A 23,718-nucleotide genomic window follows, 5' to 3' on the forward strand; every position below is an offset into this window, starting at 1 on the left:
AATGTCTGACAATATCTGCTTCACTTTACCCAAAAAAGGCAGAGGGCAGTCTTGCTGGAGGCTGAGTTGAAAGAAATATATTTTGATATGTATTATTAAGTGATATTACATAAAATTCATCGCGACTTAAATGTACTTTTAAATACAAATTTCTCGCTTAATCAAGTGTTATTAGTAAAAAATATTACATTTAAATGTAATATTTAATGGTTCAATAGATACGTACCATACTATTGCAATTTTAACAACTTGCCCATATATGATATATGCGATTAAATTCCGTAATTACACGGTGACAGTACATATTGAATTGTACTATTAATAAGATATAAATCTCTTGAATTATCGAGAAAAATATTAACAAACAGAAAGCTACCAGCAATTTAGGCTAAAGTATCAGCATCAAAAATAAAACTATACTGCCAATAAAATTATTTTTGCTGAATGAGTCAAAAGTATCTAGATTAACGAATAAGTGCCCCTTGGCAATGAGAAACTATATTGAATCAATTTTCGTCTGTCTATTTCATAGAAAGTACAAGGCAACATTCTGCCAGTTAAAAATTTAACTTTTTCTTAAAAAGGAAGCAATGGCAGCAGGCAGTAGAATATATCTTATCAAGAATAGAACTAATAGTTTATTATCCTCTTTTTTGAAAGATACTCCGTCTCTTGTAAGTAGTTTTGTATGTTAATAAAATAATTCACTAAGGTGGAAATTAGACAACTTTCCTGTTAGAAAGTCTTGCTATAAAAACTTCAGCCCGTGAAAAGTGGAAATTGTAGGCGCAACAGCTTGGCTCATCTTATTTGCAAAGCTATAAAACTTGAAAGCATAATGCTGCCTTAGCGGTGAAGTGAAAGACAGTAACTAATTCAGAACTCCTATTAAGAGGATTATTGGGGTGTGGTTAATTCTCTGATTGTGCTCCTTCTTAAAGATAACGGTAAGAATATGGAAGTGCAGACTTTGCCTTTTATGAGTGGGTTGACATTAAACAGTACCAAGTATTGTATAAGCTTTGTCTAAATCTAGAGCATCTAGATTTAGACAAAGCCATATAGTCTGTCTTCTCGATTGTGAATTTCCGTTAGTTTCAATTCCAATTTTAAGGATTACCAGAAAGCAACTGGTATCTAAGATATCTAAAAAAATGTGCTATAACGTACCGTCATAACTGTGGTTTATGGTTCGATCTTTGCAGGAGCTATCAGGTGGAAAACAATAAGTCGTTTCTGTGGCCAGAAGGAATATTAATTGCACTACTTGCATTAGGTGGTGTTTTTAGCCTTGCTTTTATGATGCTTCTAAGGCCAAATGCTTCGGAGGCTCAGAGTAGACAAAGTATAAATGTCAAGGATGTAGCTGCAAACGTAGGAACTCAGCAGCGCATTGAGAAATTAAAGGCGGCGATGCTTACAAGTTGGCAGCAAGAAGCACAAACAAAAGGACTATCCTACGCTGTACCATCACGTTTTCAAGGGGCAATAATTGAGAGTGCGAAACTTACTCAGGGTGAGAAAGTAATTGCTCTCACCTTTGATGATGGCCCTTGGCCTGAGACTACAGAGCAAGTGCTAGATATCCTGAAATCAAATAATATCAAAGGGACGTTTTTTGTCGTCGGGCAGAACCTGAAAAATTATCCAGAAATAGGAAAGCAAATTGTCGCTCAAGGTCACGTCATTGCCAACCATACTTGGCATCACTGGTATCACTTCTTGAATCCACAAGCAGCTGCTTTTGAAATAGATCGCACAGAAGACCTAATTTATCAAGTTACAGGTGTTAAAACAAATCTCTTTCGACCGCCTGGTGGCTTCCTGCACAATGGATTAGCTGCTTATGCTAAAGGCCAAAAATATGCTGTGGTGATGTGGTCAGCTGACTCCACAGACTACAAGCAGCCAGCTGTACCAAAGTTGATCAATAACGTGATTAAAGATTCAAAACCTGGTGGGATTGTGCTAATGCACGATGGTGGTGGGAACCGTTCTAAAACTATACAAGCTTTACCAGAAATTATTAGCAATTTTAGAAAGCAAGGCTATCGCTTTGTGACTATTCCAGAACTTTTAGAAATAGAAGATGCAGACCAAAAGTTGCTTGCTAACAAAAAGCAATAATTATTAATTAGGGTTAATTGGTCAATAGTAATTGGCTAAAAACTAAAATTTATCATCATGAATAATTTAGATTATGTGTAAACCAGACGATCTAACATTATCAATACTTCTACCAATATTTTTTGAATCACCTTTTCCTGAACCACCAAGCACTCTAGAGTTCTTAATTATTCTCGCAACAGTATTTTAACCATGTTTTTTTGTAGGAGCATTTGCTGGAATAGCTACTCTAATTATCACAAGGAAAACCAATTTATTTATTGAAATATTTAGACTATTAATTGCGCCTATAGGAGGGTGTGAAGGTCTAATATAGCAGTCGCCAAAGCCGTTAGGACAAGTTGGCGGTAGACGCGTTCAACAGCATACATTGTGAATTTATCGTTGTCCTAACCATCTTGGCGACTGCTATAATAGTGAAGATTTTTCTTATTAAAGATTCACTGAAAAATCTAAATGAAATACTTAAACTAATTATTGATTCTCATCAAGGTTTCCCTGGATTATTCATTTTGAGTATATCGAGTATCTTGGGTGCAATAGGTGCAAGTATAGCTATATTTATGATGAGAAAGGTATTTCGCTGGCGTTCATAAATTAATGAACTATAATTCAATACGCTTGGGTTAGAGCCAAAAACCAAAACCAGCGTAGGTTGGGTTGAGGAACGAAACCCAACATTTTGCAGGGTTTGTTTGGTTTCACTTCCCTACGGGACGCTGTTCGCGAACGTTCAACCCAACCTACAATTATCCTTAACTGAACTGTATTGAACTATAATTGAGCCTTTTTATGTCGTTTTATTGTATAAGTATTCGTTTTTAGATTATTATTTGGGATGTTCGACGGAGCTATTACAGGAGTGTTTTTAATTAAAATTATCAAGCACAACAATAGCTCAATATAGCGGTTCTCGGTTGAATGAGGTAGAAAAACCCCACCCCCAACCCCCTCCCCGCAAGCGAGGAGGGGGCTATGATGTACCTCATCTGATTATGTCTAATGACTAGTTACTAAACTGAACTCAGTTGTTTTTTCAGGATTAGCTTCGGGACTATCAGCTTCAGAAGGTGGAACCAACTGCCAGAATTTCGGCAAAAATTCTTGCCAGTTTTGCAGAATTTTCTTCGCCTTTGGTGAACCAGTGCATTCTGCATGAGTTTGGATTAACTCTTGCAGTTGTTTTGCACCTACTTCTGTAATCACCCGTTGGATTTTGACAATTTCCGGGTTGACTAACTCACGAAATGAGTCGTCTTCATCTAAGAAGTATGCCAGTCCACCAGTCATTCCAGCAGCGACGTTGCGCCCTACCTTGCCAAGGACGACAATTACACCACCAGTCATATATTCGCAGCAGTGATCCCCTGCGCCTTCAATCACTGCTATGCCTTTGGAGTTTCTCACAGCAAAGCGCTCTCCTGCTAGACCGTTGGCAAATAACATGCCACCAGTAGCACCATATAGGCAAGTATTGCCAACTATGACGTTTTGTGATGCGTTATAGGTAGCATCAGTTGGAGGTTTGATGATGATTTCACCACCGTGCATCCCTTTACCTACGTAGTCGTTTGCCTCTCCTTCCAGGGTTAGAATTATGCCGGGGAGGTTGAAAGCACCAAAGCTTTGCCCAACACTGCCTGTAAAGTTGAGATTAATTTGTCCTTCAAAACCACTGTCACCGTATTGAGAAGCGATCGCTCCCGCTAATCTTGTGCCTACTGTTCTGTCAGTATTGACAATAGGGTATGTCTTGGTGACAGTAGACTGGTTGCGAATGGCAGCTTGAATATCGGGATCGGCAAGGAATTTGTCATCTAGAACCACGCCGTTGCTGTGGACTTCTTCATGCAGCAACCAGCTACGATTTTCTCTGCTATCTGGTAACTGAAGTAAACAGTCCAGATTTAGCGATCGCGTTTTGGTGAGTTTTGCCTCTGGGCGCAGTTTCAACAAATCTGCACGTCCAATGATTTCTGACAAAGAACGGTAACCTAATCGGGCTAGCAGACTCCGCACTTCTTCGGCGATGAAGTAGAAGAAGTTGACAACCTGTTCCGGTATTCCCGTAAACCGTTTGCGGAGTTCTTCTTTCTGAGTAGCAACACCTACAGGGCAGGTATTCATGTGGCAAACTCGCGCCATGATACAGCCTTCAGCAATCATGGCAATGGAGCCGAAACCGAATTCTTCACCGCCCATCAATGCACCTATTACCACATCCCAGCCACTCTTCATACCGCCATCTACGCGTAAAATCACGCGATCGCGCAGGCTATTTTCCATTAAGACGCGATGCACTTCGCTTAAGCCCAATTCCCACGGTGAGCCAGCGTGTTTAATCGAACTTAGTGGTGATGCACCTGTACCACCATCATGGCCAGAAATCTGGATGATATCAGCGTTTGCCTTAGCTACACCAGCAGCGATCGTGCCAATGCCAACTTCGGCAACTAGCTTCACCGATACCTTTGCTTTCGGATTAATTTGGTGCAGGTCAAAAATCAGTTGCGCTAAGTCTTCAATGGAATAGATATCGTGGTGTGGTGGCGGCGAAATCAGCGTCACACCTGGCTTGGAACGCCTTAACATCGCAATGTATTGGCTCACCTTGGGGCCTGGTAGCTGTCCACCTTCTCCAGGCTTGGCACCTTGGGCAATTTTGATTTCAATTTGTTTGGCGTTGACTAGATACTCTGGCGTGACACCAAAGCGTCCCGATGCAATTTGCTTAATGGCGCTATAGGCTTTATCACCATTCCGCAATCCTTTTAAATGAGGTAGGGTTGGTGAGTGACCAGACTCGTCCACATCATCTAAAACTGTATAGCGCACTGGGTCTTCGCCACCTTCTCCAGAGTTAGATTTACCGCCAATGCGGTTCATAGCGATCGCTAAAGTTTCATGGGCTTCTCTTGACAAAGCGCCTAAAGACATGCCACCTGTGCAGAAGCGCTTGACAATCTCAGCTACCGACTCCACTTCTTCTATAGGAATTGCAGTTTGATCGCCTTGGAAGTCTAGCAAGTCACGCAAGGCTGTTACTGGTCTGCCTTGGAGGTGCTTTTTGTAAACTTCGTAGTGGTCGTAGCTTTTGCCATCTAGAGCCTTATGCAGCGCCTTGACCATTTCTGGGCTATTCATGTGGTACTCGCCACCGGGACGGTACTGCACAAAGCCGAGGTTTTCTAACTTCTTGGTCGTCAGTTCTGGGAAAGCCTTGCTGTGGAAGGAAAGCACTTCATCAGCGAGTTCACTAATACTCAAACCACCAATGCGGGAAGTTGTACCCCGAAATCCTAGTTCGATTAAATCCCCACCAATGCCAATAGCTTCAAATATTTGGGCTGCTTGATAACTGGAGAGCAGAGAAATTCCCATCTTGGAGAGAATTTTTAGCAAACCTGACTCTACCGCTTTGCGATAGTTTCCTAAAGCTTGTTCTACGGTGAGGGCTGGAATTTTCTCCACAGCCATTAACTTTTGGGTTTTGGGATCAATGCACCAATCACGCACCGTGTCCAAAGCCATATACGGGCAAACTGCACCAGCACCGTAGCCAATCAGACAAGCAAAGTGATGAGTACTCCAGCATTGGGCAGTATTGATAATCAGGGATGTTTTCATTCGCAACCCTTCACGAATCAGGTGGTGATGTACGGCACCCACTGCTAACAAGGGAGGAATGTAGGTATATTCTGTACTGATCCCTTTATTGCCCCCCTTATCAAGGGGAGTTGGGGGGATCTGGTCGCTTAATATTAAAATCTTTGCACCTGCCCGGACTGATTCAGCTGCTTGTGCTTGTAAAGACTGGACTGCGGCTTTCAATCCTTCCGGGCCAGTGGCGATCGCAAATAGGGTTGACAACTCGGCTGTGGCAAATCCTGACAGCTTAATCGCCTCTAATTCAGCATCCGTTAACACTGGCGATTCAAGTTTCAATCTCCGAGCATATTCTGGCTTGGGTTCTAATAAGTTACCCCGCTCACCCAGTTCGACTTTCAAAGACATCACTAGCTTTTCCCGTAGGGGATCGATCGCTGGGTTAGTCACCTGAGCAAAGCGCTGTTTGAAATAGTCATAAAGCAGGTGAGGTTTTGTTGACAGCACTGCTAAAGGAATATCATCCCCCATACAGAAAGTCGGCTCTGAACCTGCGATCGCCATTGGATGAATCACCATTTCTACATCTTCTGTGGTGTAGCCAAAGGCAGTTTGACGCTGAAGCAAGGTTTGCTTGTCAATTTTGTCAGTTGTACTATGCCCATTACCATTTTCAGCAGCCAGATGTCCATTTCCATTCACATCTGACGACTGACTACTGACAATTTTTTTAAGTTCTTGACGATGCTGTTGCAGCCATTCTCCATAAGGGTGCTGCTTGGCGATCCGCTGCTTAATCTCCCAATTCTTCAGCACTTCCTGGTTTACTAAATCCACGGCAATCATTTGCCCTGGGCCAAGTCTACCTTTCTCGACAATATCGGCTTCTGGAAAGTCCACTACACCAGCTTCGGAAGCTACGACAATGTAGTCATCTTTGGTGATCACGTAGCGAGCTGGTCTTAAGCCATTACGATCTAGTGTTGCACCAACTTTTTTGCCATCGCTAAATACTAAAAGTGCTGGCCCGTCCCATGCTTCTTGCAGACCGCTGTAATATTCGTAGAAATCAACAATTTCTGGAGAGTCACGTAAAGAAGGCTGATTTTGGTAAGCCTCTGGAACCATAATCATTAAAGCTTCCAAGGGAGTGCGTCCAGAACACACCAGCAATTCCAGTACGTTGTCTAAGGTAGCTGAGTCGCTGTTATCAATATGAACTAATGGCTTGAGTTCGTTGATGCGATCGCCCCATACAGGATGATTTAGGCTAGCTTCTCGGGCCATCATCCAGTTGATGTTACCCAACAATGTATTGATTTCGCCGTTGTGACCCAAAAGCCGCATTGGTTGAGCTAGAGGCCACTTGGGCATCGTGTTGGTACTAAAGCGGCGGTGATAGACAGCAAAGGGGCTTTTGTAAACCGGATTTTTTAAATCTTTATAAAATTCTCCCAATACAGCGGAACGCACCATGCCTTTGTAGACAATTGTGCGATTTGACAAGGAGCAGATATAAAATTCTTCTGAGATATTGGTTGCAACTTTACTAATTCGGCGGCGGGTAATATACAACTGTCGTTCCAATTCATCGCCGCTTTTGTCAACAGAAGCTAACAAAACTTGTTCAATCTGGGGTTGATTTTCTCTTGCTTGTACCCCCAATAAATCAGATTGCACTGGCACTACTCGCCAACCCAGTACAATCAATTTTTCTTCGGTAGCTACTTGCTCAACTGTCGTCCTAGCTTTTTGTGCTGCTTCCTTGTCTTGTGGTAGAAATATCATCCCCACAGCTATATTATTGGTGGATGGAAATTCCTTCCCCTTTTTAGCAAAGTCTTCTTGGAACAACTCCCAAGGGATAGCTGTCAATACTCCAGCACCATCACCAGAGTCTTGATCAGCGCTACAACCTCCCCGGTGTTCTAAGCAGGTTAAAGCAGCTAAGGCTTTTCCTACAATTTCGTGGCTGGTATGATTCTGACGATGAGCAATAAAACCGACACCACAGGCATCTCGTTCTTCTACTAACCACTTTTGCCCCTGATAGGTATCTCTTGAGTTTATATTCGCTGTGATTTTCTGGTCTTGATTCATCGGTTGATTATTCATACCCTGTTCCTGAAGTATTGAGTTATCAATTTTGCCACTACTTATGGAATAAATTTCTAAATTCAGCGATGTGAGAAATATATAAGCACCGAAATTTAGGGAAAAAAAATTTTAACTTCGGTTTTACTTTATTAGTTCACCCGTGTTAAAATAGCTGCGTGTTATTTATGTATTTATGCGGTGTTAGACAAGCTACCTCCGCCAAGACATGATTTTTGCCCTGACAGTTTCTTTTTTATATTGTGAAACTAAGTATTTTCTCAATTCCCTTTTTCCAGATGCACGGTAGCTACTCACAGAGCCTATTTCGGCTCACCTGAAACAAAACTAAAACTGAACGCTCTCTTATGCTTTTAAGCCAAACTCATCCTGATCCGGCAATAAATTCAGCGTATTACAATATATACCCATTTGACAATTCCCAAATATTTTTGTTGTTGTCTGGAGTTTTGCTGCTTACCAGTTGCTACATGTCTTACTATTAACTAGACCTTACTGAAGTAGCAACACTAGCAACGTTCAGTAAGGATTGAATATCTTAATCTAGTTTTGATAACCAAGACTACCGTGTATAGTGTGGTTATAATTAGTGCCAGTTAAAACACTTGATTGCAGTGGCTTTAGCGTCTAAATTTCTTGATGTCTAAAAGAGATAGCTAGCCAATGTATATAATACCATGTATTTTCAAAAATAAAGTCATATTTTTTTTATATTTCCAAATAATTTAGTTAGTTTATACCTTGGGTGATAGTTTTCAAAAGTACCTAGTGAATTATGGTAAAAATGCCGAATTGTTGCCAACAACAATACCCCAGTGCTATTTCCCTTATTAGCGATGGCTTCTCTACGAGACGCTGCGCGAACGCCAACGCCGAACGCAGATTTTTCTGGGCTACTGTGTCACCAATACTTTTAACAGTACTGTGCTTAACTACTACCTGTGCTACCAACGCCCAGGAGTCTCTGAAAAACACCAAACCAATACCAAGGCTTACCTCCCAGTCACCTGCACCTCCTTTAACAGGCGTGGTATCCTCTGGTAATCAAATTTCCCTCAATGGTCGTACTTTACCAGGAACTTGGTTACAGCGACCTGGAAAATCTGGTCAGGTGACAACTCATCTCAGTGATGGGGTATTTAGGCAATTAATTGGAGTAAATTTCTTAAACAGTAGTAATTCAGCGAAGCAACCAATACAGTGGTTTTCATCGGTGACAACGCCACTGGTTTTAGCCACCAGGCTACTAGGAGCATATCGCTATCTGGATATTACTAATTTTGCTCAAACATCAGGATGGCAAATCCAAACCAATGGCAACATTTTGATGATTGCTACTCCAAAGGCGCAAATCACAAATATTGTTCAGAGCCAGGAACCTCCATCCGCGAGTGCCCCTTTGCAACAGGCTCGGATTCTTGTCAATTTAGATTATCCAACTCCCTGGCAAGTTGCACAAGGGTCAGCTGTTAAAAAAATTCAACCTCCATCCTCCGATCAAGATACACCAACCCCCAAATCCACTACACCGCCAAATCGAGAGTGGACAGTTACCCTGGATGGAATAGCCGATCCCGTTTTGATAGAACGCTATACCCCCCAGCCACCAGCACCAACAGTAGCACCACCAATATTGCTGCCAAACCTGCTTAAACAATTATCACCAGCGACACCAACACAACCAATACTACCAGCACCAGCACCAGCCCCTGAACCACTGATTCAACAAGTGGAGGTGGTGAAAAACCAAACCATTATTTCTCTGAGCGTTCCCTTTGGTCTATCGCCTCAAGTTAGTACTGTAGGTAGTCCCAATCGCCTGATTATTGATATTCGACCCGATCCTCTAGAAGAACGAGATATTACTTGGGCCCCAGGATTGCGCTGGCGACAGCATTATGTCAACTTAGGCACAGAACGCTTTCCGGTGGTTTGGTTAGAAGTTAATCCCCGCAAATTTGGGCTAACGTTGAAACCTATGTGGGCTAGTCCTGATGGGCTTGCGGGTACTGCTCCCTTAATTCAAACAGCACAACGTTACTTAGCGGTAGCTGGAATTAACGGTGGTTATTTTAACCGCAATAATAGATTGCCATTGGGTGCGATTCGTCGGGATAGTCAGTGGTTATCAGGCCCCATTCTTAACCGGGGTGCGATCGCTTGGAATGATTCTGGCCAATTTTACTTCGGTCGTCTCACCTTGGAAGAAACTTTAATCACGGCAAATAACCAGCGCCTACCAATTCTATTTCTCAACAGTGGCTATATCCAGAGCGGCATTGCTCGTTACACCCCAGTTTGGGGATCAACTTACACGCCCCTGACAGACAACGAAATTATCCTCGTGGTACAGAAAGACCAAATTACTAATCAGTTACCAGGCGGCAAAGTTGGTGGGACGGTGGTTCCCATTCCTCAAGATGGCTATCTACTAACCTTACGCGCCAACGCTGTTACTGCTGCCTCACAGCTACCTATTGGAAGTGCAGTAAGTATTTCCAGCGCCACTGCTCCGGCTGATTTTAGTCGTTATCCCTACATTATCGGAGCGGGGCCGCTATTAGTCCAAAATCGTCAAATTGTCCTCGATGCCAAAGCCGAAAAATTCAGCAATGCCTTTATTGCAGAAAAGGCTATTCGGAGCGGTATTTGCACAACGGCAACAGGCACACTGATGATTACTGCTGTCCACAATCGTGTCGGCGGTTATGGCCCTAATTTGGCGGAACATGCCCAATTGATGCAACTCATGGGCTGTGTGGATGCCCTAAATTTGGACGGTGGTAGTTCTACCAGCCTTTACTTAGGAGGACAACTACTCGACCGATCGCCTAGTACCGCTGCTCGTGTTCATAACGGCATTGGTATTTTCTTGAAACCACGATAATCAGGGAGTAGGGAATAGAAAAGTCTTTTAATTACCCATATCCTATACCCCCTCAATTTGGGATTTGCGTTAGCGAGTCTACGGCACGCCTTGGCGAACGAGCGTCTTTTAGATTTTAGATTGTTCAATCCAAAATCCAAAATCCAAAATCCAAAATTTAAAATTATTCTGCCCAATGCCCTATCCTTTTTTAAAGTTTAGAACAAGCTGTCATTTTGCTTGATGAAGACTTAGTGTAGATACAAGAGTTTTAGTAGTGATGATTTACACCATAACGTCTGATTTTGCTATGTTTATCAAGGTGTCACAAAATTGCTGATTTTTAACGTTGCAAGATAGCGCCAGATTTTTTATCAATAGTTAAGAGTACCAACGGTTTGTTATGTCTCCAAATGAGGTAACTATGGCTCGATATCAAGAAACTACACAGACTGACACTCTACACCTACCTCCAGCCATCACTTCCAGAGGCGTTGCTGCAACTGAGTTACGTCCTTGGGGTGCTTTTACAGTTTTGGAAGAAGGGCGCGGATACAAAATCAAGCGCATCGAAGTTAAGCCCGGACATCGCCTCAGTCTACAAATGCACCACCACCGCAGTGAACATTGGATTGTTGTCTCTGGTACAGCTAGGGTAACTTGTGGCGAGAAAGAAGTACTACTGAGCAATAATGAGTCAACCTATGTACCCCAATGTACATCTCATCGTTTAGAGAATCCTGGCGTCATCCCCTTGGTGTTGATTGAAGTGCAAAATGGCGAATACTTGGGAGAAGATGATATTATTCGCTACCAAGATGACTATGCCCGTACCAAAGATTAAAATCAAAAGAAAGCTATTAAAGCTCTAATCCCAAAACTAAATAAATTTTTGGGCAAACTGTCTTTGTGAACCACTGCACCCCAGAAGTCCCTACCTAGTCAAGGTGGGGACTGAAGCATGTTAGTGCTATAAATGTAGTAATAGCGATCGCGCTCATGGGTTCGATAATTTGGCATAGAGAGATAGCGACTGTCAACCCATCTGTAAAATCAAGATGGGGTATTCAATTACAAAAAACAAGTTCCATGATTCATCTGAGTCAAGCAGCCGCCAGTGAGATTGGGCGAATAAAGTCCAAGCAGCAGCCAAATGTATTGTTTCGATTGGCAGTAAAACCAGGTGGTTGTTCTGGGTTCTTTTATGATATGTCCTTCGATAAAGCAATAAAAGTTGGCGACCAGGTTTTGGACTTGGATGAGATTCAAGTAGTCATAGATAAAGCAAGCTTAAATTACCTCAACGGTTTGAGGGTGGATTATTCAGAAGACTTAATGGGTGGTGGTTTTCGCTTCCACAATCCCCAGGCGATCGCTACCTGTGGCTGTGGCAATTCCTTCTTGACAACTAGTCAATAGTCCTTAATTACTGATCGTTTGCCAATGATTAAGGAAAAATAATGATTGACATAAAACTGTAAAAAACGATATAATCAGGATTTGTTAAAACTTAGACCATAAGCAGCTTTACGCGCTGTAACTCATGCCAACAATACAGCAGCTAATACGTAACGAGCGCGAACAAGCGCGTCAGAAAACCAAGTCACCGGCTCTGAAACAATGTCCCCAACGTCGGGGAGTTTGTACCAGAGTATACACGACCACACCAAAAAAGCCTAACTCAGCTCTACGCAAAGTAGCAAGAGTCAGACTTACCTCTGGATTTGAAGTCACAGCCTACATTCCAGGCATTGGTCACAACTTACAAGAACACTCAGTTGTGATGATTCGTGGCGGTCGGGTAAAGGATCTACCAGGCGTGAGATACCACATTATCCGTGGCACCCTAGATACAGCCGGAGTTAAAGACCGCAAACAAGGGCGTTCCAAGTATGGAACCAAGCGTCCCAAAGAAGCGAAAAAATAGGATTAGGCGATTAATCGCACCCAACACGGTTAATCGTCTACCTTAGAAGCGCCCAAGGACAAAAAAACTATCAGGTCTATAGTTCTAAAAGCAGTTATGAAAGCTGCTCAAGTGTGTTTAAAAAAATCAAGCAAGCTACACCTACACTAAGCGAGCAAGTGTAGAAGTTCTGAGGAGAACGCTGTAACCCACAGCAGAATTCTAATCTGGACATTAAGGTTTAGAATCGTGTCGCCTTGAGTATTTAGTTGCAGGTAGCAAGTCAATGAATTTTAGATTTTAGATTTGCGGTTTTGGATGGGTCGAACCCACAAGGGGATGAGGCTTACAGACTTTTGATTTTTTCCAATCCTTGTGGTCGGAACATCTACCAAAACTCTAATCCAAAATTGGCAGTTAATAGGTCAGCCTTGCTGCAACAGTCGAAACAAAATTGAAAAAGTCTGAGGGTTGGGTTCCACAGCTTTTAGTTTCCGGTGTCTGATAGCATATAATTTCGTTGCCAATTCCGAATTAAAGGTGAAGTATGTCTCGTCGTGGTGTTATTCAAAGGCGCCCAGTTCCGTCTGACTCCGTATATAACAGTCGCCTTGTGAGCATGATTATCAGGCGGATCATGCGTCATGGCAAGAAATCACTTGCCGCACGGATTGTTTATGAAGCATTGAAAACTATTGAGGAACGCACTGGTAACGCTGCCTTAGAAACCTTTGAAAGAGCAGTGCGAAATGCCACGCCTTTAGTAGAAGTAAAAGCTCGGCGAGTTGGCGGAGCAACCTACCAAGTACCAATGGAAGTGCGTACAGAACGGGGCACTACCCTAGCACTGCGTTGGTTAGTGCAGTATTCCAGGTCTAGACCAGGCCGCACAATGGCAAGCAAACTGGCAAATGAGTTAATGGATGCTGCCAATGAAACTGGCAATGCCATTCGGAAACGGGAAGAAACGCACCGGATGGCGGAAGCAAACAAGGCATTTGCCCACTATCGTTACTAAGTAGAAAAGCGATATATCGCCCTCCCGAAGCGTTATATCGTGGATTTACAAAAAAAGACGGTTTTCCCTAAAAGTATAGAATCTTAACAAAGAGTAATATACAAGATATCATGAGGCAAAAACTATAGGAGGCAGCTGTGGCACGCACGATCCCGCTAGATAAAGTACGCAACATTGGTATTGCGGCGCATATAGATGCGGGCAAAACAACAACAACAGAGAGAATATTATTTTACTCTGGGATAATTCATAAAATTGGCGAAGTTCATGAAGGAACTGCCGTCACAGACTGGATGGAGCAGGAACGGGAGCGGGGAATTACTATTACTGCTGCTGCTATCAGTACCAGTTGGAAAGATCATCAAATTAACATTATCGATACTCCAGGTCACGTAGACTTCACAATTGAAGTTGAGCGTTCCATGCGCGTGTTGGATGGTGTAATCGCAGTATTTTGTTCTGTGGGCGGCGTGCAACCGCAGTCTGAGACAGTGTGGCGTCAAGCAGAACGCTACAAAGTTCCTCGGATAGCCTTTATCAACAAGATGGATCGCACTGGAGCGAACTTTTATAAGGTTCACGAGCAAATCCGCGATCGCCTGCGGGCGAATGCGATCGCCATTCAACTACCAATTGGTAGTGAAAACGACTTCCAAGGTATCGTTGACCTAGTACGGCAACGTGCGTATATTTACGCAAATGACCAAGGAACCGATATCCAGGAAACCGATATCCCGGAAGAATTGCAAGCGCAGGTAGACGAATTCCGCACCAAGCTAATAGAAGCGGCAGCAGAAACCGATGATGCTCTGATGGCTAAGTACTTCGATGGCGAAGAACTTACAGAACAGGAAGTTCGGACTGCCCTGCGTAAAGGCACAATTGCGGGGAAAATTGTACCAGTACTTTGCGGTTCAGCATTCAAGAACAAAGGCGTGCAGCTGATGCTGGATGCCGTTGTAGATTACCTGCCAGCGCCAAGTGAAGTACCGCCAATTCAAGGCTTATTGCCGAATGGCGAGCCTGTTGAGCGGCGGGCTGATGACAACGAACCCCTAGCGGCTCTGGCATTCAAGATTATGGCTGACCCTTACGGTCGCCTCACATTTGTTCGCGTTTATTCTGGTGTCCTGAAAAAGGGCAGCTACGTCCTCAACGCTAGTAAGAATAAAAAAGAACGGGTTTCCCGCCTAGTTCTAATGAAGGCAGATGACCGACAAGATGTCGATGAACTGCGAGCCGGGGATTTGGGAGCAGCTCTGGGATTGAAAGACACCTTGACAGGTGACACGCTCTGTGATGATGCATCGCCAGTAATTCTGGAATCCCTATTCATTCCTGAGCCTGTAATCTCGGTGGCGGTTGAACCCAAAACCAAGAACGACATGGATAAACTATCCAAGGCTCTGCAATCTCTCTCAGAAGAAGACCCCACCTTCCGTGTCCGCGTCGATCCGGAAACAAACCAAACCGTGATCGCGGGGATGGGAGAGCTACACCTAGAAATTCTAGTAGACCGGATGTTACGAGAATTCAAGGTGGAAGCGAATGTAGGTGCGCCACAAGTAGCTTACCGAGAAACAATTCGGAAAGCTGTGAACAAAGTTGAGGGCAAATTCATCCGTCAAAGTGGTGGTAAAGGTCAATACGGTCACGTTGTGATCAATTTGGAACCTGGAGAACCCGGTACTGGCTTTGAATTCGTCTCCAAAATTGCCGGTGGTACAGTACCTAAAGAGTACGTTGGCCCCGCAGAACAAGGAATGAAAGAAAGCTGCGAATCCGGTGTTCTAGCTGGATATCCGTTGATTGACGTCAAAGCGACGCTAATTGATGGGTCATACCACGATGTAGACTCTTCAGAAATGGCTTTCAAAATCGCTGGCTCAATGGCGATGAAAGAGGCTGTGCTGAAAGCTTCACCCGTCATCTTAGAGCCTATGATGAAAGTTGAAGTTGAAGTTCCTGAAGACTATATCGGGAACGTCATTGGCGACCTCATCTCCCGCCGAGGGCAGATTGAAAGCCAAAGCACCGAACAGGGACTCGCTAAGGTCGCATCCAAAGTTCCACTGGCGACCATGTTTGGCTACGCCACTGATATCCGGTCGAAGACGCAAGGTCGGGGTATCTTCACGATGGAGTTCAGCCACTACGAAGAGGTGCCTCGCAGCGTAGCTGAAACTATCATTGCTAAAAGCAAAGGGAACGCTTAGTTAAAATAAGGAAATGAGCATTCATGGCACGCGCAAAGTTTGAAAGGAATAAACCCCACATCAATATCGGTACTATTGGCCACGTTGACCACGGTAAAACCACGTTAACAGCAGCCATCACTATGACCTTGGCGGCTATGGGTCAAGCTATAGCTAAGGGCTACGATCAAATCGATAACGCGCCAGAAGAAAAGGCACGGGGTATTACCATCAATACCGCTCACGTTGAGTATGAAACCGCTAGTCGGCACTATGCTCACGTAGACTGCCCTGGACACGCCGACTATGTGAAGAACATGATCACCGGCGCTGCTCAGATGGATGGTGGCATCCTCGTAGTAGCTGCTACCGATGGCCCGATGCCCCAAACCCGTGAACACATCCTGTTGGCAAAACAGGTGGGCGTTCCCAGTCTGGTTGTCTTCTTGAATAAGGAAGACTTGATGGATGACCCAGAACTCTTAGAATTAGTAGAACTAGAACTTAGAGAACTGCTTTCCAGCTACGATTTCCCTGGCGATGATATTCCCATTGTCAAAGGATCTGGTCTGCAAGCTCTTGAAGCAATGGCCAAGAATCCCAAGACCCAACGTGGTGAGAATCCTTGGGTAGATAAAATCTACGAATTGATGGACGCTGTGGATTCTTTCATCCCCACTCCTGAGCGGGATGTTGATAAGCCCTTCCTGATGGCTGTAGAAGACGTATTCTCCATCACAGGTCGTGGTACTGTCGCCACTGGTCGGATTGAACGGGGTATAGTCAAAGTCGGCGATAACGTTGAACTAGTGGGTATCAGAGATACTCGCGCCACTACCGTAACTGGTATTGAAATGTTCAAGAAGAGTCTCGACCAAGGTATGGCTGGGGACAATGCAGGCGTACTCCTCCGGGGTATCCAGAAGGCTGATATTGAACGGGGTATGGTAATTGCTAAACCTGGTTCAATTAAACCTCACCTGCAATTTGAAGGTGAAGTGTACGTCCTAACGGAAAAAGAAGGTGGTCGGAAGACTCCATTTTTCTCCGGCTACCGCCCCCAGTTCTACGTGCGGACAACCGATGTAACTGGTACCATCAAAGCTTTCACCTCCGATGATGGTAGTGAAGCGGAAATGGTGATGCCAGGCGATCGCATCAAGATGACAGTAGAATTGATCAACGCGATCGCTATTGAACAAGGAATGCGCTTCGCTATCCGCGAAGGTGGTCGCACCATCGGTGCTGGTGTAGTCTCCAAAATTCTGAAGTAGCACCTTTTGGCTCATAACAAAGGAGCAGAGATGGTATAATGCCTCTCTGCTCCTTTCTCTTCCCTCTATAAATAAGGTAATAGGTTACAGGGGACAGGTGATAGTTTTCTGTAACCTTTACCCTGTAATCTTTACCCTCTAACTACATCCCCTAATTACGCAGAACCTGGAAAACTAAAGATGGCAACTCTACAGCAGCAGAAGATTAGAATCCGCTTACAAGCCTTTGACAGGCGCTTATTAGATACATCTTGCGAGAAGATTGTAGACACAGCTAACCGCACCAACGCTACAGCCATAGGCCCAATTCCTTTACCCACAAAACGCCGGATCTATTGTGTGCTGCGATCGCCTCACGTAGATAAAGATTCACGGGAACACTTTGAAACCCGTACTCATCGCCGGATTATTGACATTTATCAGCCCTCTTCTAAAACTATTGATGCCCTGATGAAATTGGATTTACCATCGGGTGTGGATATCGAAGTCAAACTTTAATTGGTCATTGGTCATTAGTCATTAATACTCAGGCAAATAACATCCACATGCCAGCGGCTTACAGCAGGGTAGGACAAACGACTAATAACATTAGTATTAATATTTACATAGCCCTGAAGAAATATATCTCAGGGCTTTTCTTTAGCTAGGAAACAAATGATAGAATGTAGACAAAATACGGGAAAAGCAGAGAAAAATAAATTTTAAAGATTAAGTTTATACCAAGGTAACAATGACATCATCTTCTAAAATTGCAGTTCGTGAACTACCTCTGTTCCCGTTACCCGAAGTAGTTCTGTTTCCTACTAGGCCATTGCCCCTGCACATCTTTGAATTTCGCTACCGAATCATGATGAACACGATTTTGTCAAGCGATCGCAGGTTCGGTGTTTTGATGGTCGATCCTGTTAAAGGTACAATTGCAAACACTGGTTGCTGTGCAGAAATCGTTCATCACCAGCGACTGCCAGATGATCGGATCAAGATGATGACTTTAGGGCAGCAAAGATTTCGTGTATTAGAGTATGTTCGTGAAAAACCATACCGCGTTGGCTTAGTTGAGTGGATTGAAGACCAACCACCGATTAAAGATTTGCGACCTTTATCAACTGAAGTAGAACAACTACTGCGAGATGTTGTGCGTCTGTCAGCCAAATTAACCGAACAAAATATCGAACTGCCAGAAGATTTGCCTGACTTACCAACAGAGCTATCTTATTGGGTAGCCAGTAATCTTTATGGTGTCGCGGCAGAGCAGCAGTTGTTGCTAGAAATGCAAGATACTGCAACTCGTCTAGAGCGAGAAGCAGAAATTTTAACTTCTACTCGGAATCACTTGGCAGCTCGCGCTGTTCTCAAAGACACATTTAATGAAAAGTGAGGAGTTAGGAGAGACGCGATTAATCGCGTCTGTACAGGAGTGAGGAGAGACGCGATTAATCGCGTCTGTACAGGAGTTAGGAAGAAATAACAAAAAATAAAAGATTGAGAACTTATAATTTATATTCCCTAACTGATAACTCCTAAATCCTAAATGATAACTCCTAACTCTTAACATCTAATTTCTAACTCCTAATTTATCAAGTAACAGCACTGATCGGCAAAACATTGTAAGCGCCAAGAATTTTTAAAATCTCTGTGTGGATAGTTAATTCTGCTAAAGCAGATTGCATTTGTGCTTCGTTGGCATCCGCTTCTAAATCCATGAAAAACAAGTATTCGCCTAGCGATCGCTTCGTCGGACGAGATTCAATCCGGCTAAGATTAATCCCTAACTGAGCAAATATTTGCAAAGGTTTGACCAATGCTCCGGGTGCATTGGCAGGCATACTAAAAGCTAGCGATGTATGGCTGGCTGGCACTTTTGATATCTGGTATCCGGCATCCGCCTCACCCTGACTTACTACCCAAAAACGAGTAAAGTTTTCTGGAGAGTCGTTAATGTTACTAGCAAGTATGGGCAATTTGTAGAGTTGAGCAGCTCTACTTGAAGCGATCGCTGCCGTTGTTGTGTCTTGCTCTAATCGCTGTAGTGCTTCGGTTGTGGAATTGCTGGGAATAATCTGTACAGTCGGGAGAAACCGCTCTAACCATCGCTGACATTGTGCCAAAGCTTGCGGGTGAGAGTAAACAGTTTTAATCCTATCTAAATTAGACGCGCAGGAAATTAACATATGGGCAATGGGTAATACCAAAGCCAACTGAATTCGCAAACTGTCCAACTGCCAGAGTGTATCCAGTGTTGTGGTAACACTCCCTTCAATAGAATTTTCTACTGGTACAACAGCCAAGTGGGCTTGGCCATCAGCAACGGCGTGGAGTGATTGAGAAATGGTGGGATAAGGGCATAATATAGCTTCAATTCCCGTACTTTTGCTCAACCAGTTGACATAAAGAACAGCTGCTTGTTCTGTGTAAGTGCCGGGAGGCCCTAAATGTGCGATCGATAAAGTCATGGTGTTTATTAGTTATCTGTTCAATTTATAGACTATATCGTGGCTAAACCCAGCCTTTCTTTATTGATCGAGAATATTGGTTGAACTTAATTCCTTTGATTGCGTACCGTTTTTTTAGGTGGCGTAATTATACAATTTGTCACTGTTCAACGGTGGGGGCTTGACCAAATAGAGCAAATGTACTATTTTATTTCAGTGGTTATTTAAGTGAGAAGTAAATATTATGAAGTTCTCCTACACAATTCTCTATGTAAAGGATGTTGCCCAGTCGGTCGCTTTTTATGAAAAGGCGTTCGGACTAAAACAGCAGTTTATTCACGAGAGCAAACAATACGCCGAGATGGAAACGGGTGGAACAACTCTGGCTTTTGCCTCAAATGAACTTGCAAAATCTAACCTTCCCCAAGGATTCCAAGAAAACAGTCTGTTAAATCTACCTGCTGGTATTGAGGTTGGTTTTGTAACAGACGATATAGCAGCAGCTTTGTCGCAGGCCATAGAAGCTGGTGCTGTGGTTGTTGTAGATGCCAAAGTTAAGCCTTGGGGACAAACAGTGGCTTATGTCCGTGATTTGGATGGAATTCTTGTTGAAATTGCTAGTCTAATATAAACTAAATTAAAAAAAATAAACATAATAAATTAATCAATAATAGAAATATCAAACAATTACTTCCTTCTATTCATGGCTACCAAGTTTACTGCCTCCCAATCAGTAGAAATTGCTGTTCCAGAGCAGCCTATTCCTATTCAGCACTACTTGCGTCAGCCTCAACGTTTGGTTAAAGCTTTGGCTGACAACAGCCGGATTGAGCAACTTTCTGAGGAGGTATTTCGCTTGAAAATGCGTCCGCTAAGTTTTATGTCACTAAGTATTCAACCTACTGTAGACATGAGAGTGTGGGCGGAATCAAATGGAGTTATTTATTTGCGATCGCTAGGCTGTGAAATACTGGGTTTCGAGTATATTAACCAGCGCTTTGCCCTCAATTTAAAAGGGCATTTGTCTCCCAAAGAGTTTAGCACTGGCACTCGCCTCCAAGGAAGGGCTGATTTAGAAGTGCTGGTGGATTTTCCACCGCCATTTTCCTTCACTCCTAAGCCGATTTTAGAAGCTACAGGCAATGGTTTGCTCAAAAGCGTGCTGTTGTCAGTCAAGCAACGGTTATTAAATCAACTTTTGGCGGATTATCGCTACTGGGTGATATCACAAACCAAAGATAGAGGACTTGACGGTGATAGTACTGAATTACCAATCCTGAATGCTGAGTAATTATTTAATCACTCAACACTCAGCCGTTTGATTTGGCAAGGACGAAAAGACTGACGATGCAGGGGCGAAGGCCCGTATTGTTGTAAAGCCAGCAAATGCTGCTGGCTACCATAACCCTTGTTACGCTCCAGGTTGTACATAGGGTATTTTAATGCTAGACGCAGTACCAATTCGTCACGCCAAACTTTAGCGACAATACTAGCAGAGGCAATAGCGAGCGATCGCTCGTCCCCTTTAACTATTGTTTGTTGCGGCAGTAGTAAGTCTTTGATTGACTGATTACCGTCAATCAAGCAAAGTGCAGGCTGTACCTTTAACTTCAGCACAGCCCGCTTCATTGCTAACAGCGTCGCTTGCAAAATATTTATCTTGTCAATTTCGGCAGTAGAAGCAAACCCAATTTTCCAATCTATAGCCAGCCCAGAAATTTGCTGCGCTAGCTGAGTTCTACGAGAACTAGACAACTTTTTACTGTCTTTAATTTTAGCTGCCATCAGTATTGGCAAAGCATGATCTGGTAGGATCACTGCTGCCGCCACCACAGGGCCAAATAGAGCGCCTCGCCCGACTTCATCCACACCTGCAATCAACCCTGGAATCCCTGACAAGGTAGAAAATTCCAGCCAACTGGATTGTTCCAAGGGTGCTGGCGACGTTTCTACCATAAAGCAAATTAATTATCCTCGATCGCTGAGGAACGGCGGCGGCGGCGACGGCTGGCAGTAGCGGCGCTGTTCGCGTCACTTTCATCTGCGATCGCGTTGGCGGCAAAGGTGCTGTTCGCGTCACTTTCATCTGCGATCGCGTTAGCGGCAGAGGCTTTCGCAGACAAACGTCCCGAAGGATTCACAGTCAACTCCGATGCTTCAGTTGTCTCTTCTATCAAAGATTTTTGTTCTGGTTCAATAACTTTTGGTGCTGGTATCTTGCTTGCGGTTATTTCAGGTGTTGCTTTTTGAGCAATAGCGGTTATTTCAGGTGTTACTTTTTGGGCGATAGTTGATTCTGAGGTTGATTCAGTTGGAGTCGTTGGTAATTGACCAGGCTGAATCACGTTAATAATCACAGATTTGGTATTTTTAACCTCTTGCTCTAACTTCACCAAAGGAGATATTCCCATCAAGGCAAACATATCCTGTTCCTGGAGGCTCATTTCTACAGTTCTAATCTCCGGTGGTTCTACCACTGGTTTAACTGGCTCTGCCTTGATAACTTTAGTGCGCTCTACAGTGCGCTCTACTCTTTCACTCCAACCTGGTTTACCAAGTGTGGGTGAGGGGATCTCTGGTGCAACTCCTAGTTCTGGTTCCACATCAAGGTCTAAGTCTGGCTCGTTGACAAAAGCCAGGGGATTGGCAACAACCCGAGCTTCATCTTTCCCGTTTAAGCCATTGATGCCAATTCGACTGCGGCGAGTGCGGGTACGACGCTTATTATCATTAAGTTCTTGATAACTAGGATGATTGATCAGATTTAGGTTACTCAATTCCGAGTCGCCGTCAAATGCTTCCCCAAATCCATCATAGGTTTCTCGTGGTTCCGGGATGCGGGCAGATGGTTGACGTGGTTCTCGGTGAGGTAGGGATATAAAACGCTCACGCTCTGGCGTTTCTGCTGGTATTGGTAATCGGTTTTCGATTTCTCCAGGCAGACGCACCGTATGTCCTAAACCGCCACAGGTGGGGCAAGTTTCACCAAACAATTCGTAAATGTTTTGACCCTGACGCTTGCGGGTCAATTCTACTAAACCCAGTTCGGTGAGTTGGGCAATCTGGGGACGAGCTTTGTCTGCTTTGAGTGCTTTATTAAAGTGTTCGAGAACTTGCAGTTGGTCACGTCGCAATTCCATATCAATAAAATCAACGACAATCACCCCGGCGATATTCCGTAGACGCAACTGGCGAGCAATTTCTGTAGCAGCTTCGCAGTTTGTCCACAAAACTGTTTCTCTAGCTGTTGCCGATCGCGTGAAGGAACCTGAGTTAACATCGATTACGGTTAATGCCTCTGTCGGCTCAATGATGATGTAACCTCCAGAAGGTAGGTCTACTCTCGGTTTCAGAGCTTCTCGAATAGCGGCAGTGATGCGGAAATACTCTAAAATTGGGGAGCGATCGCGATGATGGTCTATTAACAATCCTTGCGGTGTTTGACCTCCACTCCAGTTCTGCAAGTACTGCTTCACGCGCTTCAAACCAGTACTGGAATCCACGACAATCCGATTTACATCCGCGCCATACATATCCCGCAATACGCGCTGGATAAAGTCATCATCCCGGTTGAGCAGTGCTGGAGCACGGGTGGAATGCGCTTCCTGCTGAATAGCCTCCCATTGCTTTTGCAGCAACTCCAAATCTTCCATAATCGCTTCTTCTGGTTTGCCTTCGGCTTCTGTACGCACGAGCAAACCCATTCCCGCCGGTTTGACCAAAATCGCCAGCGCCCGCAAGCGGTTGCGTTCACTTTCACTTTTAATCCGTCGGGATAAATTTACGCCCCTACCATAGGGCATCAGTACTACGTAGCGTCCGGGTAAGGTTATGTTACCCGTAAGCCTGGGCCCTTTTGTCCCCGTTGGCTCTTTCATTACTTGCACCAAAACTTTCTGCTGTGGTGCTAGTAGTTCTGTAATTGCCGCTGCGGTACGCTTTAGCTTCAATGGCCCTAAGTCGGTAACGTGAATAAAACCGTTGCGCTCTGGGTCGCCAATATTGACAAAAGCTGCATCTATCCCAGGCAATACGTTTTCTACTACTCCTAAGTAGATATCACCTATTTGATGATGACCTGTAGCAACAACAAGTTCCTGTATTTGATCTTCAGAAAAAACCGCAGCAATTTGGTGCTGCTCCGCGATGATAATTTGTTTTGGCATTCAATTTCCTCAA

The 23,718-nt window shown here is 44.0% G+C and carries 16 protein-coding genes; 12 read left to right on the forward strand and 4 right to left on the reverse strand.

Translation table 11 applies throughout. The features are described 5' to 3' along the window. The first annotated feature begins 1,215 nt into the window (after positions 1–1,215). Positions 1,216–2,127, forward strand: a complete 912-nt coding sequence (locus V7K30_RS10045) for a polysaccharide deacetylase family protein (protein WP_334998904.1) — start codon at positions 1,216–1,218, stop codon at positions 2,125–2,127. A 999-nt stretch (positions 2,128–3,126) separates the two neighbouring features. Here the strand turns inward: V7K30_RS10045 and gltB are convergent. Beyond that, positions 3,127–7,848, reverse strand: a complete 4,722-nt coding sequence (gene gltB / locus V7K30_RS10050; RefSeq protein ID WP_334998905.1) for a glutamate synthase large subunit — start codon at positions 7,846–7,848, stop codon at positions 3,127–3,129. A 775-nt stretch (positions 7,849–8,623) separates the two neighbouring features. On the opposite strand from gltB, the gene V7K30_RS10055 reads away from it, so the two are divergent. The 9 genes from V7K30_RS10055 (at position 8,624) to V7K30_RS10095 (ending at position 18,485) form a co-directional block, all read left to right on the forward strand. Next, entirely contained in the window at positions 8,624–10,735 is a 2,112-nt protein-coding gene (locus tag V7K30_RS10055) for a phosphodiester glycosidase family protein (RefSeq protein WP_442941056.1), read from the forward strand. A 403-nt stretch (positions 10,736–11,138) separates the two neighbouring features. After that, positions 11,139–11,558, forward strand: a complete 420-nt coding sequence (locus V7K30_RS10060) for a cupin domain-containing protein (protein ID WP_334998907.1) — start codon at positions 11,139–11,141, stop codon at positions 11,556–11,558. A gap of 245 nt (positions 11,559–11,803) precedes the next feature. Next, complete coding sequence (locus tag V7K30_RS10065; RefSeq protein WP_334998935.1) at positions 11,804–12,133, forward strand: HesB/IscA family protein; 330 nt, start codon at positions 11,804–11,806, stop codon at positions 12,131–12,133. A gap of 124 nt (positions 12,134–12,257) precedes the next feature. Next, positions 12,258–12,641 (forward strand): 30S ribosomal protein S12, encoded by a 384-nt coding sequence (gene rpsL, locus V7K30_RS10070; protein WP_012410236.1) that lies wholly within the window; start codon positions 12,258–12,260, stop codon positions 12,639–12,641. Positions 12,642–13,167: 526 nt separating this feature from the next. Beyond that, positions 13,168–13,638, forward strand: a complete 471-nt coding sequence (gene rpsG, locus V7K30_RS10075; protein WP_229545708.1) for a 30S ribosomal protein S7 — start codon at positions 13,168–13,170, stop codon at positions 13,636–13,638. 137 nt (positions 13,639–13,775) lie between these two features. Next, positions 13,776–15,854 carry an elongation factor G gene (gene fusA / locus V7K30_RS10080; RefSeq protein WP_334998908.1) on the forward strand — a complete coding sequence of 693 codons (2,079 nt, stop codon included), beginning with the start codon at positions 13,776–13,778 and terminating at the stop codon, positions 15,852–15,854. A 23-nt stretch (positions 15,855–15,877) separates the two neighbouring features. Then, a complete protein-coding gene (gene tuf, locus V7K30_RS10085; protein ID WP_334998909.1) occupies positions 15,878–17,107 on the forward strand; it encodes an elongation factor Tu in 1,230 nt (409 codons plus the stop codon). Between the two features lie 180 nt (positions 17,108–17,287). Continuing rightward, positions 17,288–17,605 (forward strand): 30S ribosomal protein S10, encoded by a 318-nt coding sequence (gene rpsJ / locus V7K30_RS10090; protein ID WP_008232935.1) that lies wholly within the window; start codon positions 17,288–17,290, stop codon positions 17,603–17,605. Positions 17,606–17,837: 232 nt separating this feature from the next. Beyond that, positions 17,838–18,485, forward strand: coding sequence for an LON peptidase substrate-binding domain-containing protein (locus V7K30_RS10095; protein WP_334998910.1), 648 nt, complete (start codon positions 17,838–17,840; stop codon positions 18,483–18,485). Between the two features lie 199 nt (positions 18,486–18,684). Here V7K30_RS10095 and pheA read toward each other — a convergent pair whose 3' ends face one another. Then, positions 18,685–19,560 carry a prephenate dehydratase gene (gene pheA / locus V7K30_RS10100; RefSeq protein WP_334998911.1) on the reverse strand — a complete coding sequence of 292 codons (876 nt, stop codon included), beginning with the start codon at positions 19,558–19,560 and terminating at the stop codon, positions 18,685–18,687. A gap of 223 nt (positions 19,561–19,783) precedes the next feature. Between pheA and V7K30_RS10105 the strand changes: the two genes are divergently transcribed. Continuing rightward, a complete protein-coding gene (locus V7K30_RS10105) occupies positions 19,784–20,170 on the forward strand; it encodes a VOC family protein (protein ID WP_334998912.1) in 387 nt (128 codons plus the stop codon). 72 nt (positions 20,171–20,242) lie between these two features. Further along, the gene (locus V7K30_RS10110; RefSeq protein ID WP_334998913.1) at positions 20,243–20,830 is read left to right on the forward strand and encodes a DUF1997 domain-containing protein; all 588 of its coding nucleotides are present in this window, start codon (positions 20,243–20,245) and stop codon (positions 20,828–20,830) included. An 8-nt stretch (positions 20,831–20,838) separates the two neighbouring features. Here the strand turns inward: V7K30_RS10110 and V7K30_RS10115 are convergent, their stop codons facing one another. Then, complete coding sequence (locus V7K30_RS10115; RefSeq protein WP_334998914.1) at positions 20,839–21,495, reverse strand: ribonuclease HII; 657 nt, start codon at positions 21,493–21,495, stop codon at positions 20,839–20,841. Positions 21,496–21,503: 8 nt separating this feature from the next. Next, the gene (locus V7K30_RS10120; protein WP_334998915.1) at positions 21,504–23,705 is read right to left on the reverse strand and encodes an Rne/Rng family ribonuclease; all 2,202 of its coding nucleotides are present in this window, start codon (positions 23,703–23,705) and stop codon (positions 21,504–21,506) included. Between the last annotated feature and the right edge of the window lie 13 nt (positions 23,706–23,718).

The sequence above is a fragment of the Nostoc sp. genome, assembly GCF_036917655.1.
GTDB lineage: Bacteria > Cyanobacteriota > Cyanobacteriia > Cyanobacteriales > Nostocaceae > Nostoc.